Origin of the sequence: Psychrobacter sp. NG25 (genome assembly GCF_015234355.1) — a bacterium.
Taxonomy (GTDB): Bacteria; Pseudomonadota; Gammaproteobacteria; order Pseudomonadales; family Moraxellaceae; genus Psychrobacter.
Window position 1 is genome coordinate 556,380 of sequence record NZ_JADGMV010000001.1, and the last position, 17,465, is coordinate 573,844.

At 41.9% G+C, this 17,465-nt stretch carries 15 protein-coding genes; 10 read left to right on the plus strand and 5 right to left on the minus strand.

The window, feature by feature from the left end; translation table 11 throughout:
- A complete protein-coding gene (locus tag IPZ60_RS02330) occupies positions 1–1,065 on the minus strand; it encodes a thioredoxin fold domain-containing protein (protein ID WP_194196244.1) in 1,065 nt (354 codons plus the stop codon).
- 358 nt (positions 1,066–1,423) lie between these two features.
- Complete coding sequence (locus IPZ60_RS02335; protein WP_194196245.1) at positions 1,424–2,128, minus strand: pseudouridine synthase; 705 nt, start codon at positions 2,126–2,128, stop codon at positions 1,424–1,426.
- Positions 2,129–2,430: 302 nt separating this feature from the next.
- Here IPZ60_RS02335 and IPZ60_RS02340 point away from each other — a divergent pair, with 302 nt between their 5' ends.
- The 4 genes from IPZ60_RS02340 to IPZ60_RS02355 all read left to right on the plus strand — a co-directional run bounded on the left by IPZ60_RS02340 (position 2,431) and on the right by IPZ60_RS02355 (position 5,589).
- The gene (locus IPZ60_RS02340; RefSeq protein WP_194196246.1) at positions 2,431–3,027 is read left to right on the plus strand and encodes a YigZ family protein; all 597 of its coding nucleotides are present in this window, start codon (positions 2,431–2,433) and stop codon (positions 3,025–3,027) included.
- A gap of 235 nt (positions 3,028–3,262) precedes the next feature.
- A complete protein-coding gene (locus tag IPZ60_RS02345) occupies positions 3,263–4,417 on the plus strand; it encodes a YheT family hydrolase (RefSeq protein ID WP_194196247.1) in 1,155 nt (384 codons plus the stop codon).
- Between the two features lie 59 nt (positions 4,418–4,476).
- Entirely contained in the window at positions 4,477–5,019 is a 543-nt protein-coding gene (locus IPZ60_RS02350) for an acyl-CoA thioesterase (RefSeq protein WP_194196248.1), read from the plus strand.
- Positions 5,020–5,211: 192 nt separating this feature from the next.
- On the plus strand, positions 5,212–5,589 hold the full coding sequence (locus tag IPZ60_RS02355) for a DsrE family protein (RefSeq protein WP_194196249.1): 378 nt from the start codon (positions 5,212–5,214) through the stop codon (positions 5,587–5,589).
- A gap of 157 nt (positions 5,590–5,746) precedes the next feature.
- Here the strand turns inward: IPZ60_RS02355 and IPZ60_RS02360 are convergent, their stop codons facing one another.
- Positions 5,747–6,502 (minus strand): HNH endonuclease, encoded by a 756-nt coding sequence (locus tag IPZ60_RS02360; protein ID WP_194196250.1) that lies wholly within the window; start codon positions 6,500–6,502, stop codon positions 5,747–5,749.
- A gap of 225 nt (positions 6,503–6,727) precedes the next feature.
- Between IPZ60_RS02360 and IPZ60_RS02365 the strand changes: the two genes are divergently transcribed.
- Positions 6,728–7,771, plus strand: a complete 1,044-nt coding sequence (locus tag IPZ60_RS02365) for a nitronate monooxygenase family protein (protein WP_194196251.1) — start codon at positions 6,728–6,730, stop codon at positions 7,769–7,771.
- A 2-nt stretch (positions 7,772–7,773) separates the two neighbouring features.
- Here the strand turns inward: IPZ60_RS02365 and IPZ60_RS02370 are convergent, their stop codons facing one another.
- Together IPZ60_RS02370 and IPZ60_RS02375 are read right to left on the minus strand one after the other, a co-directional pair.
- Positions 7,774–8,724 carry an alpha/beta fold hydrolase gene (locus IPZ60_RS02370; protein WP_194196252.1) on the minus strand — a complete coding sequence of 317 codons (951 nt, stop codon included), beginning with the start codon at positions 8,722–8,724 and terminating at the stop codon, positions 7,774–7,776.
- Between the two features lie 132 nt (positions 8,725–8,856).
- Positions 8,857–9,570 carry an aspartate/glutamate racemase family protein gene (locus IPZ60_RS02375; RefSeq protein WP_194196253.1) on the minus strand — a complete coding sequence of 238 codons (714 nt, stop codon included), beginning with the start codon at positions 9,568–9,570 and terminating at the stop codon, positions 8,857–8,859.
- Between the two features lie 294 nt (positions 9,571–9,864).
- Here IPZ60_RS02375 and IPZ60_RS02380 point away from each other — a divergent pair, with 294 nt between their 5' ends.
- The 5 genes from IPZ60_RS02380 (at position 9,865) to IPZ60_RS02400 (ending at position 17,268) form a co-directional block, all read left to right on the plus strand.
- Complete coding sequence (locus IPZ60_RS02380) at positions 9,865–10,119, plus strand: DUF2798 domain-containing protein (RefSeq protein ID WP_194196254.1); 255 nt, start codon at positions 9,865–9,867, stop codon at positions 10,117–10,119.
- Between the two features lie 386 nt (positions 10,120–10,505).
- The gene (locus IPZ60_RS02385) at positions 10,506–11,483 is read left to right on the plus strand and encodes a zinc-binding dehydrogenase (protein ID WP_194196255.1); all 978 of its coding nucleotides are present in this window, start codon (positions 10,506–10,508) and stop codon (positions 11,481–11,483) included.
- A 173-nt stretch (positions 11,484–11,656) separates the two neighbouring features.
- Entirely contained in the window at positions 11,657–12,661 is a 1,005-nt protein-coding gene (locus tag IPZ60_RS02390) for a YhdH/YhfP family quinone oxidoreductase (RefSeq protein WP_194196256.1), read from the plus strand.
- Positions 12,662–12,871: 210 nt separating this feature from the next.
- A complete protein-coding gene (locus tag IPZ60_RS02395; protein WP_194196257.1) occupies positions 12,872–14,629 on the plus strand; it encodes a site-specific DNA-methyltransferase in 1,758 nt (585 codons plus the stop codon).
- Positions 14,620–17,268 (plus strand): DEAD/DEAH box helicase, encoded by a 2,649-nt coding sequence (locus IPZ60_RS02400; RefSeq protein WP_194196258.1) that lies wholly within the window; start codon positions 14,620–14,622, stop codon positions 17,266–17,268. Before IPZ60_RS02395 ends, IPZ60_RS02400 begins: the two co-directional genes overlap by 10 nt.
- Positions 17,269–17,465 lie beyond the last annotated feature (197 nt).

Consider the following 17,465-nt stretch of genomic DNA (forward strand, 5'->3'; position numbering starts at 1 on the left):
TTACTCTACGCCCAAAAACTCTAAGAATTCAGGGCTTTCAAAGCTAGCTTGATAGAGTACGCCATCCTCACGGTAAATAGCAGGCGTCGCCATCACAGCCAGACCAGCCGCTTTTTCACGGTTCGGCGTTATATGATCAGTGCTACAGCTCCCTGGTGCAGGCGTCATCTGACCCGCTAGCATTGCTTTATCAAAAGCTTTGCGACGACTGCTTTCATCAGCTTGACACCAGATACCACGCATTTGTGCAGGTGAGGCCTCATATATTGGATAGCCGATAACGTTGACGGTGACACCTTTTGTATTGAGCATGGGTATCTGTTGATGCAATCGACGGCAGTACGGACAATTCACATCATCAGCCACATAGATGACAGCACGCTCTTTGCTGGTCGCTGTGTAAGTAATCAGTTGGCTCTTATCCAACGTCGCAAACACAGACTGGTTTTTCAGCGATTCAAACTCTTCATCAAGCCCAATAAACTGACCGTTTTCGATGACAGAGATCTCGCCATCTGTGATGTACTGCGCATCATCTGATAATAAGAAAGGCACGCCTTCTAACGTCGCCCCCCAAATCACACCAGGTACGGCAGTATAGAAAAATGGTGTTTTAGCACTCATGTTTTTTAGCGCTGCCATATTTGCTAGCATGTCAGATTTGACGCTAGCACTGACAGGTTTGCCTACCTGCGCACTTGTGCTACGTGCTGGTGTTTTGGTAACTACCCGCTTGCTTGGATTCTTTTGTAGCTCACCTTGGATGACATATCTACCATCTTCAGTGATATGCAAAGGCAACTGCCCAGCCAAATTGACTTGATACATATTGGGTAAGTTGGAAGGCACAATAGAGGTGATTTGCGTTTTGATACCTGCCTGATCCAGCAATTGGCGCAAGCGACTGTCAACAGATTTACTTACTGTGTCAGTAATTTGAGTGCCTTGAGCACTTTGACTGACATTCTTACTGGTAGCATCATTGGCACTAGGCTCAGCACATGCAGTCGTTGCCAACAGTATGGTACTGATTAGACCAGCAGATTTTAATACGGATAATTTCACAGAGACAGTCCTATCTGATTTGTAATAATGACAGTATTTAATAACGATAGTTTTTAAGAACGACATTGTTCATGGTGGCCACGTGGCATAACGAGTACCATATTATGTAAATATAGAGATTAAAGAAGTGAGAAGACTTTAGCACAAGGACAATGATTTCAAAGTATTAAAGGCTCAATTTTGCAAAATTGCTACCTAGCTTTAAGAGATAGGCAACACATACTGCCCTGAAAATGAACGAAAAAAAGCAGCACACTGTTTAGTGGCTGCTCTTTCTAGAAATAAATATTCTTACGAGTTATTTTAAAGCGAAATCATCTCAAATCGAAACCATCTCAAATCGAAAGAAAGTAACGACTTAAAACTTAGCAACTTCTTCTGGTGTTAAGAAACGACTGTCGCCTTTCTCTAACCCTTCTAGATTGATATGACCAATGCTGGCACGATGTAGCTCAGTTACTCGATTACCAAAATAACCCATCATACGTTTAACTTGATGGTATTTGCCTTGCTCTAACGTCAGGCGAGCATGTGTTTCGTCGATGAATTCGAGAACTGCAGGCTTGGTTTCTTCGTGATCACCTTCTAGCAAGATACCTTCCGCTACTTCTTTGACTGCATTGGCCTGAGCATCGCTATCCATCGCATCAGCTAAGGTAAGCTCATATGTTTTTGCATGCTCGTGCTTAGGACTGGTTACACGATGTAGCCAGCCGCCATCATCACTGATAAGCAATGCGCCGGTGGTATCGACATCGAGGCGACCAGCAATGCGTAAGCTACCAAGCTCTGGCACGGCAATCAGCTCGGTGACGATTGGGTATTCTTTGGCCTTTAGCGTACATTCAAACCCTTCAGGTTTATGAAGCAAGATATAACGATTGCCAGCCGCGACCGAAAGTGGTTCACCGCCCCACATCACTTCGTCATTGACGATATCGACATGCAAACCAGGATCTTTGACGACCTGCTCGTTCACCATAATCTCACCGGCATGCATGATTTTTTTGGATTCTTTACGTGACAGCTCAGTGGCTTTACTAATAAATTTATCTAGACGCATACTATTTACTACCATCCGTTTTATGATACCTACTCTACCTCAACATATTCAATTCTATCTAAATTAGAGAGGATGTCAGGCTAGTGTCGTCTACTGTTTGTAGTCCTTTCACTTGCCGTTCTTGTCTCTAAGTTATCTTGAACCGACTATAGCAGCAACGCGGGCACTCACATTGAGCTTGCATCGCTATCTTCACGGGTAAGAAGTGGTACTATAATAAAAATTAAATAAACACTGCGCCAAATACGGACGACAGTGAAAGTAAGACCAGTTTACCATATCCAACCTAGACCTGATGAAATATGAGCTATCAAACGCTAAAACGTACTGTCACTGCTCGCTTAGAAATCAAGAAATCTGAGTTTATTGCTTATGCTTATCCCGTAACGTCACGCGAGGACGCAATGTTTCACGTGGAACAACTACGTACTCAATACCCCGATGCCCGTCATCACTGCTGGGCTTATATCATTGGTGATCCAAATAACACCACCAGTGCTGGCTTTGATGATGATGGTGAGCCAAATGGCACGGCAGGACGCCCGATATTAAATGTCTTACAGCACAAGTCTATCGGCAACGTCATTATCATCGTGGTGCGTTATTTTGGCGGTATTAAGTTAGGCGCAGGTGGTCTAACGCGTGCGTATGCCGGTTCGGCGCAAGCAGCCGTCGACCAGATGACATTAAGCCCTTATGTCCCAATGGCACAAGTACAGATATTGGCAGAGTTTGCGACTGAAGCCCAATGCCGTTACGTCGTCGATAGTCTGAACGGCAGCATCGATGACGTCGCTTATAGTAAGCAAGTGACACTGACCGTGACGCTAGCTGAGGCCAATATTGACAGTTTAAAAGAACGCCTTGCGATGGATGGACGTGTGTTGAATAAGCCCTGAATAATGCATGATGCTAATTGATTGCTTTTCAGTATTTAGTTTTGAAGGACTGTTTTTTAGCATCTACTTTGCAGTGGTTGTTTTAAGTAGCTGTTTTAAATGACTGCTATTGAGTAGCTGATATTGAATAGCTAACATTGAGTATCCATGCGTTCACTGAAAAGCATTGGTTTTGGCCATTGCCATCGGTATGATAAGCCATTGCTTTTTAACAATAATTAAATAAGAGCCATTTATGTCTGTTTCAAAATCAAACAAGCCATTCTCTCCAGCCCCTTTTAAACCGCCATTTTGGCTGACCAATCCTCATCTACAAAGCATCTTGCCCAAGTTCTTTGCACCCAAAGCACCAACCTATCGCCGCGTGGTGATGCAAGATTCCTTAAGTGAAACCGATATTGCTTACGACTTTTATGATGCGCATCCTGTAGAGGTATCAAAAGATGGTGAGCTTGAGCAAACGCCATTGATTGTGCTATTTCATGGTATGGAAGGCAGCAGCGACAGCCATTATGCTCGCGCGCTGGCATATCAAATACATGCGCAAGGCTGGCATTTTGTGGTGGTGCACTTTCGTAGTTGTGGCGGTATTCCAGCTAATGGTCGAGTTTTTTATAATGCGGGTGATACTGCCGAGGTGCATCACGCGCTACAAAACTTGCGTGAGCAATATGCCAATATCTATGCGGCTGGCGTGTCACTCGGTGGTAATGCACTAGCGAAGTACATGGGCGAGTATGGTGACGAAGCCATCTGCAAAGGCGCTACTGTCATCTCTGCTCCCGTCGATATGTCGTCAGCGGCCATTACCATGCACAGCTTTTTGAGTCATCGTATCTATACGCCTTATTTGCTCAATCCAATTATCAAAAAAGCGTTGGCGAACGATATTACCAAAGAAGAAATTGATGCTATCAAAGCCGTCAATCGTATCAGCGATTTCGATGATATCTTCACCGCCCCGCGTCATGGCTACCGCTCCAACAATCACTATTATCAATCTTCTTCTGCCCTACCTTATTTGATCAACGTAACTAAGCCTCTGCTATTAATTAGTGCAAAGGACGATCCTTTTATTGGCTTTACCGCGACGCCAAATGATGTCTCTGATAGTGTCACCATTTTAGATACCCCGCACGGTGGTCATATTGGCTATTTGCGTTATCGCTCAGACAATCATTCAGAAAATAGCGCAGACAGTTCTTCAGTAAACGGTCAATCTACTGATGATAAATCTAACGTTAAGCCATCTGGAACCAATGGTAAAAAAGCAAAAACCTCAAAGTTCGATATCAACTGGATACCTGAGACTGTCAGTGCTTATTTTAATTATATTGGCGTGGCTTCTATTAAAGAACCTTATCAAGATGCGGTCTCTGACAATCAATAATCATTGCCATAGATGACAAAATAATAACGCCAACGTTTATAAACTTTTGAGAGTGTTCTATGTACCCATTTATCCGCTACGCCAGCACCATCGCTCATGCCGCCCTCAAAGCAAAACGAGGCGATACATTGACATTCAAGGACACCAGTGAGATTCAATTTCGCTGCCGCTTATCTGATATCGATAACTTTTTGGAGATGAATAACGGTCGCGTATTCACGCTGTATGATTTAGGGCGTATGGATTTTGCGGTACGGACTGGGCTTGGTAATCAGCTATTAAAACAGCGTTGGGGTTTGGTCATCGCTGGCAGTACCATCCAATACCGTAAGCGTATTCGCGCCTTTCAAAAAGTCACGCTAAAGACCAAAATCGTCGGTATCGATGCGCGTTGGCTCTATATCGAGCAATCAATGTGGGTCAAGGGCCAGCCCTGCTCATCTGCGCTACTGCGTACGGGTGTGACCAAGGGCGGCAGAGTGATCGATACGGCTCAAGTACTGGCTGCATTGGGACAGTCTGATTGGGATCTGCCGCCAACTGGCTACGTCGCCGAATGGATAGAGAGTGATGCCGACCGCCCATGGCCACCAACGGAGTAGTGGCAAGAAAACTTAACTCAAAACAACTCTTATCTAAGCGTTTATTGAAAGCACGTCACAAACAAGCCACCTTATGGCTACTATTGCATAACAATACATTATATAAATAAATATATTAAATGTTAGGATGGTAGTGAGTTTGACACTCAACTAAATACTATCTCATTAGAATAGTCTCATAAGGAAAATAATATGATTAATAATACGGATTACGTCGGTACTTTATTCGACAATAGCGAATCAAGTCCAAGCAAAATCACCTTGGCTTTTACTATGGCAGGTGTGGCACTCAAAAAAGGGCACTCTGCCTCAGTAATATTGATGGTAGATGCAGTGCATTTGGCATTGCCCAATGCTTTGGCAAAAGTGGATATTGGTGCACCGTTTGAACCTGCTGGCGAGTTACTAGAAGCCTTTATCGAAAAAGGCGGTCAAGTATTGGTGTGTAGCGCCTGCATGAAGCACAATGGTGTCGAAGAATCAGCCATCGATAAACGCTTTACAGTGATTAGCGGTGATGATGTGGTTGAGCTACTGATGAATGCGAAGGGATCGTTGCAGTTAAATTAAGGAGTAGGATTTTATGCAAATCAACTCTTGAAAGAATCTCTAAGATTTAATGTAAAACAGGAAAACTCTAGCTAAGATTTCCTGTTTTTTTAAGTTTGTGAGGGCAATCTACTCAGTAAACCTTTCTCTATTACATGTATCTCTCTTCAAAATACCATTACCACCATGAAAAGTATTTATCTGAAGTGGTAACTTCTATATTGCTTTTGGACTTATTACAAGTTTCACAAGTTAATTGAATATTACAAGGATCATTAACTCCATACATATCTAGAGGAACAATATGATCAAAATTGCTTTTCTTATAGTGATTAATCAAGTTTGTTAGATCTGTATTACAAAATACACACCTACCCTTATCTCTATAAAAAACAGCCTTTTTCACCCATACCGGTATATGACACCTTTTGATTGTTCCTTTTTTAGTCATATATTCACTAGGATAAATTACATTCTTTTCATATATATGAGTAGAAACTATCTTATTGAATTTCAGAAGAAACTTTCTATTATTAAATAAAACATAGAAAGCCTCTTCAGACATTTCAAAGAATAACTCATAAAATTTATCCTCATTTTCTAAGAACCATTCATATGCACATGGATCCTCTCTATCATCATCTTCCACTATTTTTTGAATATTAATACTGTAAATATCAAATTTCTCATACCAAATTGATAGGTACTCATCATCATAACAATCTTCGTTCTTCCTAAAATCACGTCTATAAAAATTAAATGCTGTAATAACAATATACTGATGCAACAGAGTATCTTTACTAAATTTAGCTGAATGCTTTATAAAATAATCTTCATTATAGTTCCAAAACTCCGTTTCTAAGTTTATGTGTTCTTCAACAAGATTAATTAGATCATAAATACCATGAAAACTATAGTTTTGTAGCCGACTCATCTTTCTAACCTAAACATTCTTCAATAAATATATTATACAGTTAAGACGAGTCAGATTGACACTATCCCCTTAACTACAAAACCATAGTCAACTAACTTAGCTACAACTTCGTAGCCAAAACCCACCCACCCTATTTCCTAACTAAATAAACACTATCTCACATACTCTGTACTCAGCTCTGTTAAAGTAAGTCATGCAAACAACCTACTAAAAAGGCAGTCCGTCATGACCTTACTTGATACCCTAAACTTAACCTACCCTATCGTTCAAGCGCCAATGGCAGGTGCAACCACACCCGAACTAGCAGCGACAGTGAGTAACTTTGGCGGACTAGGCTCATTAGGATCTGGCATGACTGCGCCAAATATTTTGACCAGCCAAATTGATACCATCAAATCGCTCACCGACCGACCTTTTATGATCAATCTAATGGTGCTCTCTGAGCAGGACTCTACGACCTTTGATACCGCAATACCCGCTTGGCTGAGTGAGTACTATCAAGACAATAATATCGAATATGCACTACCTGAACGCCCAGCGCTAAGCTTTTTAGACCAGCTGCAAGTGCTCTATGACAATCCCGTTCCTGTCGCCAGTTTTACCTTTGGTATTATCAGTGCCGAGCAAGTTCAGCATCTCCAAGGTCTCGGCACGCGCGTCATCGGCACCGCCAATCATCCATTAGAAGCAAAAGCATGGGCAGATATTGGTGCAGATGCGGTATGTGTACAAGGAGTCGAAGCGGGCGGACATCGCGGTGGTTGGCTACCGCAAAGTGAAAGCGATCCATTGGGGCTGTTGACGCTGATTGGCCAAACACGCGCCTGTACCGATATTCCGTTGATCGCAGCAGGTGGCATCATGAATGGCCAAGCCATCAAAGCGGTTCAGACAGCTGGTGCCGAGTTGGCACAAATAGGGACGGCATTTCTGACCACAGACAAGTGCGGTATCAATGACATTTATAAACAAGCATTACTCGATGCCAGTCAAGATAAGCGCAGCTCAGAAACGCGACTAACTCGATTATTCTCAGGTAAGCTTGCTCGTGGTTTATTGAATAGTTATCTAAGTGACTTTGCCCAATTTGAAAGCGCTGATAAGCTACCGCCCTACCCGCAATTAAATGCCATGACCAAATTTATGCGAGCTCATGCTAGTAAGAACTCTGATGCAGAACACCTCTCTTTGTGGGCGGGACAAGGGGTAGCCTTGGTCAAACAAGAGAGCACGCTTGAACTGCTTGAGCGATTGGTAAAAGCGTTATAAATTTACTCATCTTTTATTGTTGCACGAAATTTCTTATAATCTGCTGCTGTCTCTTTTACCGCTTCTATCATCGGTACGTGACCGACTTCTGGCATCATAATAACTGTTGACTGTGGGATGATTTCTTTAATCAACGCAGTCGTTTCAGGCTTGATGACTTGGTCTTTTTCACCCCAAACGACTAATGTCGGAATGTTATAGTTCGCAATGACTTTGGCACGCTCTTCGACATTGTCTGTGACGATCTGCTCTAGTATTTTGGACTCAAGCGCTTTATTAGCAATACGCTCTTGCGCAAACACTGCTTTTATCGATTTGGGTAAATAAGGCGGCTTGTACATGACAAAGTCATACATATCGTAGATATCTTCCGTCTTATTGACCAATAGCGGATTGTTCTCAAGCGTGGCATTTTCCAATGATTTAGGAATGCCCGCTGACCAAAACCCTGCACTATCGATGAGCCATAGACTTTTAACATCTTCTGGATACTTTGCTGCGTAAGCCACACTGATGGCACCGCCCATTGAATTACCGCCGATATGGATATTGGAAGCCAAGCCCTTTGCTTGCATTAATTCATGCAGACGTTGCGCTTGAGCATCAGCGCGATAATCCGCAGTATCAGGTTTACTCGAATCGCCAAACCCTAATAAGTCTGGAATAACAAGATGATAGTCAGCCAGCTTGTCAGCGATACGAGTGAAATTGTCTTTATTACCGCCAAAACCATGAATCAATAATAGAGGTTCAGCATTGATCGTATTATTTTCAGTATAAGTGAGCTGTTCACCTGAAGCGAGTGTGAATACTTTGCTGGTAAGATCTGATTTAGCACGTTCGTGTTGGATGATTTTTTGAGTTGTATTTACGGCTAGCGTATTGGGTGCGGTGGTGCAACCGACGACTGACAAGCTGAGTACAGTCGCGAGGCTTAGGCGTTTTAATATCATTGAAACTTTCCTATTAAGAAACAGTAAAAGACTGGTGTGCAAGATGCGGCTAGTGCTGCTTAGAGTCAATCTACTATAACTCGCCACCAACCAATAAAATGTATACACTAACTGCTTTCCATTAACCCTTACCTAATCATTTTTACCTAACAGAAAATTAACCGCTGCGGCAGCATGAATAGCCGTGGTATCAAATACTGGAATCGGGCTATCGGCCTGACCGATAAGTAAGCCTATCTCGGTACAGCCCAATATCACGCCCTCTGCCCCCACATTGGCTAAATCTGTAATGACTTGGCGATAATACTGATGTGAGCTATCGAGTATCTGTCCTTGGCACAGCTCATCATAGATAATACGGTGCACCTCTGCGCGAGCGTCAGTCTCAGGAATCAAGACTTGTAACCCTGCATCGATAAGGCGCTGCTTATAAAAGTCTTGGATCATGGTGAACTGTGTACCGAGTAGCGCAATTTTGGTCAGACCTCGCTGCTTAATCGCCTCAGCCGTAGCATCCGCAATATGAATAATCGGTAGTCCAGTCGCGGCTTCAACGTCGCTGACTACTTTATGCATAGTATTGGTCGCAATTAATAACCCTTGTGCGCCAGCCGCTTGTAATCGATCGCCACTATTTGCCATCATTGCGCCAAGCTCAGTCCACGCTCCTTGTGCTTGCAACGCGCCAATCGGTGCAAAGTCGACACTATGAATCAGCAAATCTGCTGAGTGTAAGTTACCCAACTCAACTTTGATGCCGTCATTGATTAAGCGATAATAGACCTGAGTACTCTCCCAACTCATACCGCCAATGATACCTAATGTGCGCTGCTTTTGAGCTACCATTTCATTGTCCTACGTGTTTATTGTGATCGACTTTATCGTAGCAAAATTAATCAGATTCAGTGCGCTATTTCTTTATACTGTTCTGCTGTAAAAACTATCCTGTTGTAAGAATGGCTATAGTGTAACCATAACAAACCTCGCCATTTATAATAACCATTTTATTCATTGGTCAGCACGCGATATGATAGTACTCAATGGCAAATTTTAACGGCCCCTACCACCATTTATTATATAAAATTGACACTTACCTCATCAGTGAAGTGTCATTAGCACCACTCAGGACACTCTAAAATTATGGCAAATTTTCCTATCATCAGAATACGCACACGGCGCAAATACTACCGCCTTATCTTCACAGGTATCATGGCAATGATGATGTCATTGATTATCTCGACGGCCTTATTGGTGGTAAAACAAGGCTTTATCGACGGCTTTTTTATGGAGTTGATGCATTCGTGGGGACTGGCCTTTATGTTTGCGTGGCCAAGTGCTTATATTTGTGCCTATCTAGTGCAAGAGCATGTGCTCAGTCATATTGAGTTTTATTAAATAGTATCGATAGCTATCGTAATTCTAAGATAGTTTAGATATAGGGCAAGCCAGTCAAGGTTCCACAGAGAATAGACTGAACTGGTCTGATGCCGTATCCCATATATATGAGATTGGCTATCTAACGCTAGAGAATATTACCGATGTAAGCCAAGCTTTCTATAACAAAATCCCGTTAGCGCAAATGTATCCAACTCCTAGACGACCAGTCTATTTTTAAGTATAGTATCTTTGTTAGTCGATAACCTCTAAGCATCATTATCATGGTATCGTTTCTACTAGAAGAAAAAATACATCGATGAGTGATCTCAATGACATGATATTTATAGTCGGTTATTCATACACTTATACATAAATTAAATCATAAATATATAAAGGAAATCATCATGCGTAGTGCTATTCATAACAGCTTTGGCAAACCTTCTGACGTATTGAGCGTGGGCGACAGTCCTATGCCGCAGCCTGCTGCCAACGAAGTCCGTATCAAAACCATTCTCTCCCCTATCCACAACCATGACATGCTGACAGTGAGTGGACAATATGGCTATAAGCCTGAGATGCCAGCCATCGGTGGTAGTGAAGCGCTAGGCATTATCGATGCGGTAGGCGCTGACGTGACAGACTTTAGTGTTGGTCAGCGTGTGGCGTGTGCCAGTGTGCATGAGACGTGGGCGGAGTATTTTGTCGCCCCTGCCAGCATGGTATTTAACATGCCTGATAGCATCGAAGACGAGTTGGCTGCCCAGCTGATTGCGATGCCGCTGTCTGCCTTAATGCTATTAGAATTCTTAGAAGTAGATAGCGGTCAATGGATCATCCACAATGCGGCAAACGGCGCAGTGGGTAAAACCCTTGCCATGCTCGCAGCAGCACGCGGCGTAAATACGATTAACCTCGTACGTAGTAAAGACGCGATAGAAGAGCTGACCTCACTCGGTATCAAAAACAATGTCGTCACCGCTGATGACGACTGGAAAGACCAAGTCCGCGCCATCATCGGCGATGATAAAATCACAGCAGCCGTTGACTCAGTCGGTGGTGAGTCGAGCAATGAGCTGCTATCGCTACTGGGTAGCAAAGGAACGCTAGTCTCATTTGGTATCATGTCAGGCAAGCCAATGGCATTAGACGCTGGTAGCTTGATCTTTAAGCAAGCCACGGTAAAAGGATTCTGGGGCAGCAAAACCAGTCAAGAAATGGATCTAGACAACAAACAACGCCTGATCACTGAGTTGCTAGAACGCGCATCGAATGGCGATTTAAAGCTACCGATCGAAGCCGTCTATAGTCTGGACGATATCGCAACCGCAGTGTCTGGAAAAGTACAATCAGGTAAAAAAGGCAAAGTGCTTTTAAAACCTTAATTCCTACACTCGCCTCCTAATTTCGTAATAAGGGCAAAAACCAGCGGTATTAGCAAATATAAGAAAGCCCATGTGTATTAGCGATAAGATACGGTGGGCTTTTTAACCATTCTGCTGTAATAGTATCGCTAAGCCAATCAGCGTAAATAATAAGATTTAATAAGGATATAACCATGTCAAACGATACAACATTCAAAGCATTAGTCGTTGAAGAAACCAGCGATGGTGAATTCAAAAAAAGCATTCAAGAACGCAAAGTTAGTGACTTACCAGAGAATGACTTACTCATCGAGGTGCATTATTCATCGTTAAACTTTAAAGATGCGATGTCGGCATCGGGTAATAAAAGAATCACCAAACAGTATCCGCATACCCCTGGTATCGATGCAGCTGGCATCGTGATTAGCGATAAGTCAGGCACGTTTACCGTAGGGCAAGAAGTATTGGTATTCGGCTATGATCTCGGTATGGATACAGATGGCGGTCTGGGTCAAATGATCTCAATCCCCGCAGACTGGGCGCTGGCTTGTCCAGAAACGCTAACCCTAAAAGAAGCGATGACCTATGGCACGGGCGGCTTAACCGCAGCGCTAAGTGTCCAAAAATTAGAGAAAATGGGCGCAAAACCAAGTGATGGCCCAGTTGCCGTGACTGGTGCAACGGGCGGCGTCGGTACGATCAGTATCGCTATCTTAAAGCAGCTCGGCTATGAGGTGATTGCATTCTCAGGTAAGCCAGAGCAAAGCGAGCATCTAAAAGCATTGGGTGCGAGCGAAGTACGTCATCGCGATACCATCAATGAAATCGGTAACAAACCTGTCGGCCGTGAGCTATGGGCAAACGCCATTGATACCATCGGCGGCGACTACTTACCCAACCTGCTCAAGCAAACCAAATCTGGCGGTGCAGTGACCAGTTGTGGCCTAGCAAGTGGCGCGGATTTTTCGATGTCGGTGATACCTTTTATCACCCGTGCGGTGTCGCTATTGGGTATCGACTCGGTCTATATTCCGCTGGCTGATAAAGAAGCCATTTGGAAACGTGTCGCCACCGATATGAAACTGCCCAATCTTGAAAGCTATGGTGAAGAGATTACGCTAGAGCAAACACCAGAATACTTAGATCGCTTTATGTCGAGCAAAGTGGTTGGGCGTTATGTGGTGAATGTGAAGGGGTAGACTTTTGATTCTATAATTGGATTTTAGATAATGGCAGTGCTCTTTTGGGTGCTGCTTTTTTTGTTTTATGAAATTAAATTTGCGGTCATTTACGATTATTAAAAAACTGCAAAGTACTCCTGACATCACTCAAAGATAGTATTAGAATGTTCTGAGACATATACTAACCACATCAAATAGAAACAAACTTAGATGAATAAAGGGATATAAATGCCAACACTCAACTGGATTGGTAAAGAAGCCGTAGAAAAGCACCATAAAGCAGTACCCTTTCGCTTGTTAGAACCCGTAGAAGAGTTATCTTGCGGGGATGCTGATAGCGGCAACCTAATCGTACAAGGTGATAATTTGGATGCTCTAAAAGCATTATTGCCGCGCTATGCTGGAAAAGTAAAATGTATCTATATCGATCCGCCCTATAATACAGGTATGGATGATAGAGATGAATCTGGTAAGCGTTCCGGTTGGGTTTATAATGACAACGTGAACAGCCCTGAGATTAAAGCTTGGCTTGGTAAGGTTGTTGGAGCCGAATCAGATGATTTATCTAGGCATGATAAATGGCTTTGCATGATGCAGCCAAGACTTGCTCTTCTTAAAAGCTTTCTAAAGGAAGACGGTGTAATTTTTGTCAGTATCGACGAAAACGAATATGGTAACTTAAGGATACTTCTTGATGAAATTTTTGGAGTTACTAATCGTGTTGGAACGATTATTTGGAAAAATGCAACCGATAATAATCCTACGAAAATTGCAATAGAACACGAATACATACTGTGCTACGCAAAAAAAATTACATATCTGCCGAAAGAATGGAAATCTCCAAACTTATCAGCTAAAGAACGGCTTCTAGAATTAAGTGAAGAGTTAATCTCAAAATACACTGACTCAGAGGAGCTACAAAAAGTATATTCTAAATGGCTAAAGGAACATAAGTTTGAGATGTGGCCATTTCAAGACTATAAATTCATTGATTCTGAAGGTATTTATACTGGAATGAGGAGCGTTCACAACCCTGGAAAAGAAGGCTATCGTTACGACGTATTACATCCAGAAACTAACAATCCATGTAAACAACCTTTAATGGGTTATAGATTTCCAGAAAGTACTATGAACTCTTTAATTAAAGAAGGCCGTATTATTTTTGGGAATGACGAAAATAAACTAGTAGAGCTAAAGGTATATGCTAAGGATTATCGAGCAAAGCTATCTAGTTTTTTTGAGCTTGACGGTAGAAAAGGAACAAATCAACTTAAAGAAATATTCCCAGAGAATGTCAGACCATTTGATTTTCCTAAACCAACTGACCTGATAGAAGAACTGATAAGTTTTACTACTTCGAACTCAGATATAATTCTAGACTCATTTGCAGGTTCTGGAACTACAGCTCATGCAGTACTAAAAGCCAATAAAGCAGACAATCATAATAGAACTTTTATTTTGACTGAGATGAAAGAAAATATAGCTAAGACAATAACTCAACCAAGAATGAAAAGAGTTATTGAAGGTTACACTAAAGGTAACAAAGAGCTTATTTCTGGCTTAGGTGGTGGTTTTCAATATTGTCGTTTATCCGAAGAGCCGCTATTCAACGCTGATGGTGCAATACGCTCGGACGTTAGTTTTGAGCAATTAGCTGAATTTGTTTGGTTTATGGAAACAGGAACTGGTTTAAATAAATCTGATTTGAAATCTATAGATAAGAAAAACAGTACGCCCTATCTAGGACAATACAAAGATAGAGCAATATTTTTGCTTTATAACGACATCCTAAAAGATAAATCTGACGCTGGTGGCAACGTCCTTAATAGTAGAACTCTGGAGCTACTAGAAGAGGCTTTGCCAGACTTTAAAGGACAAAAAATTGTCTATGGTGCTCGCACACGATTTGATAAAACAAAACTAGCTAGACTTAATATTACTTTTCACCAACTCCCCTATGAATTGGCGGTTAAAACATGGTTCTAAATAATAAATCACTAAAAAATTACCAGGAAGTTTTACTTGAAGAATACTCAAGTTATCTGTATCGCTGTAGAGAATTAAAAGATCCCGCTACCGCTTTTGCAGAATCTACTAAATTGGCCACTTCGGGCTTAGCCCAACCCTACTATCCATTACCCGAGATGGATCATGTCCCTTATGTTTGCCTTCGAGTACCTACTGGCGGCGGAAAAACTCGTATTGCAGGACAGTCTATAAAATGTGTCAATGATGCATTTTTAGCTACAGAGCACTCGTTAGTGCTTTGGTTAGTGCCTTCAGATCCTATACGTGAGCAAACATTATATGCGCTCAAAACTGAGGGAGAGCTACTTCATCAAGATATGCGCGACCTATTTGGTGCAGTTAACGTATTAGATATCAATGAAGCACTGTATATGCAGCCTGCTACGCTGAATACTGGCAATACTATCATTGTTGCTACTATGCAGAGCTTTAAGCGTGATACAGCGGATGGGCTACGAGTTTATCGTCAGAACGGTGCACTTATGCCACACTTTGAAGGTGCAAGTACCGAACAAAAAGGTGAGCATTCGTTAGTAGACGTTATTCGCTTGAGAAGACCCTTCGTTATTGTGGACGAAGCACATAATCAAGGCACTCAATTAGCATCTGATACTCTTAAACGCTTTAATCCTAGCTGCATTTTAGAGCTTACCGCCACACCAGATAGATCTCATCAGCCCTCTAATGTATTACGTAGCGTTTCTGCCGCTACTCTACAGTCAGAAGATATGTTGAAGCTGCCATTAGAGTTGGCTATTCATCCAGAATGGCGCGTTTCATTGACAGAAGCAATCGCACGGTTACGCCGACTAGAAAAACATGCTGAACAAGAGAAACAACTCACGGGAGAAATCATAGACCCAGTAGTTATGCTGATTCAGGCTGAACGGATTGCTAAAGAGAAAGAAACCTTTACGCCAGACAAAGTAAAGAAGCATCTCATTGACGACTTTAATATTCCTGAAGAGTCGATAGCTATCGCAACGGGCGCTGTTGATGAATTAACAGGTAAAAGGCTAGGCGACCCTGATTACCCACAATTTATTATTACTGTCGATAAACTGCGTGAAGGTTGGGACTGTCCGAATGCATACGTTTTATTTTCTTTTAGAAACACAACTTCTGCTACAGCTGTAGAGCAAGTACTCGGTCGTATATTACGTATGCCTCATGTTGTACGTAAAAGTGAAGAAGCTCTTAATCGCAGTTATGCTTATGTTGTTTCGAATGAGCTTGCTACTACCGTTCAGAACTTAAAAGATGGGTTAGTTCAAAGTGGTTTTGAGCGTTTAGAAGCGAAAGACTTAATAGTCGCTCGTGGAGAAGAACATAGTGGAGATTTATTTTCGCAACCTACCGATTTGATTATTCCTTTACCTGAGCATAATGGATTTTTGTCTCTTCCTGATGAAGACTTAGTTTTAGCGTTACCAAAATCATTACGTGAGAAAATCGAAATTTCGCCAGAAACATCTACATTGACCGTAAAAGAGGGAGCGACTTCCAAACAAATTCAGCAGATAGCAGAAACCTTTAGACGACCCGAAGTCGCAAAATCGGTAAAGGAACAACTTAATACTGCACTTGCAATTCAGGCAGCACCACCCACGCAAGAATTAACGCCTGCAGAAAAAGGAGTCTCGGCTAAAATACCTTTACTTAGTTATACTCAATTTAGTTTTTTTGATATTTTTGATGAAACTCCATTATTAGATGCTGACTGGGAGATTTCAGATTTTGATTACAAGCTAACAGATGGTGAATTTTCTCCAGACATAGAGACTATGCGCCGCGCTTCATTAAGTATTTCTCAATTAGAAAAAGTAGAGTGTGATATTTATGATCAAATGGATAGCCAACTAGCGATTTTTGGTAAAGAGGAAGGCTGGCAAGTAACAGATCTCGTATATTGGCTAGATAGAAATCTATATTTTCCGTATTCAGAACGTGATGTAAAAGTTGCTTGGTTGAATGCTGCCGTTTCTTACCTAATGAATGAAAAGAATTTCACATTAGATGAGTTAGCTTACCGTAAGTTTCGTTTACGAGGTGCATTACAACGGAAAATGGCTGCGGGACTAGTAGAAGTGAAACAGCGTGTTTTTGACGATTTATTTGCTGATGAAGATAAATTCGAAGTTAGAAATGAGCACGCTATTACTTTTGAACAAGGTCGATATGGCTATGACAGTGTTTATAATGGTTTCATTCCTTTAAAAAAGCATTTCTTTAAACCTATCGGTAATCTAAAAGATAAAGGAGAGGAGTTTGAGTGTGCCGAGTATATTGCGCATCAAATGCAAGGAGTTGAATGGTGGGTACGAAATGTAGAAAAGAAATCTACGTCTTTTTGGTTACAGACAGCCTCTGATAAATTTTATCCTGACTTTGTTGTTAAACTTAACAGTGGAGTAATTTTAGCTATTGAATACAAAGGAAAAGATCGCTCTGTAGAGATTGGTAATCGAGACAGTATAGAGAAAAAGCGTATTGGTGATTTGTGGGCAAAGAGAAGTAATGGAGCTTGTGGTTTTGTATGGGTAGAAAATAAAAACTGGCAGACATTGAGGGATGCCGCTGTAGAATACGGTTCTTAATAAGACGTTTATCATACTAGGTAAGGTATTTTTACAGGTCTCTGAGTTTTGATAATCGCTTAATCTACGACTTGTAGAGCTTTTTAGCCTTGATTGCAGCGGTTATCCTTGTTTGATCACTAGATTGCAGCGACTTAGCTCGCTGTGGTATCGCGTAGCAGAAACACAGCGGGCTTTAGTCGCGGCTCTAGTGGGCA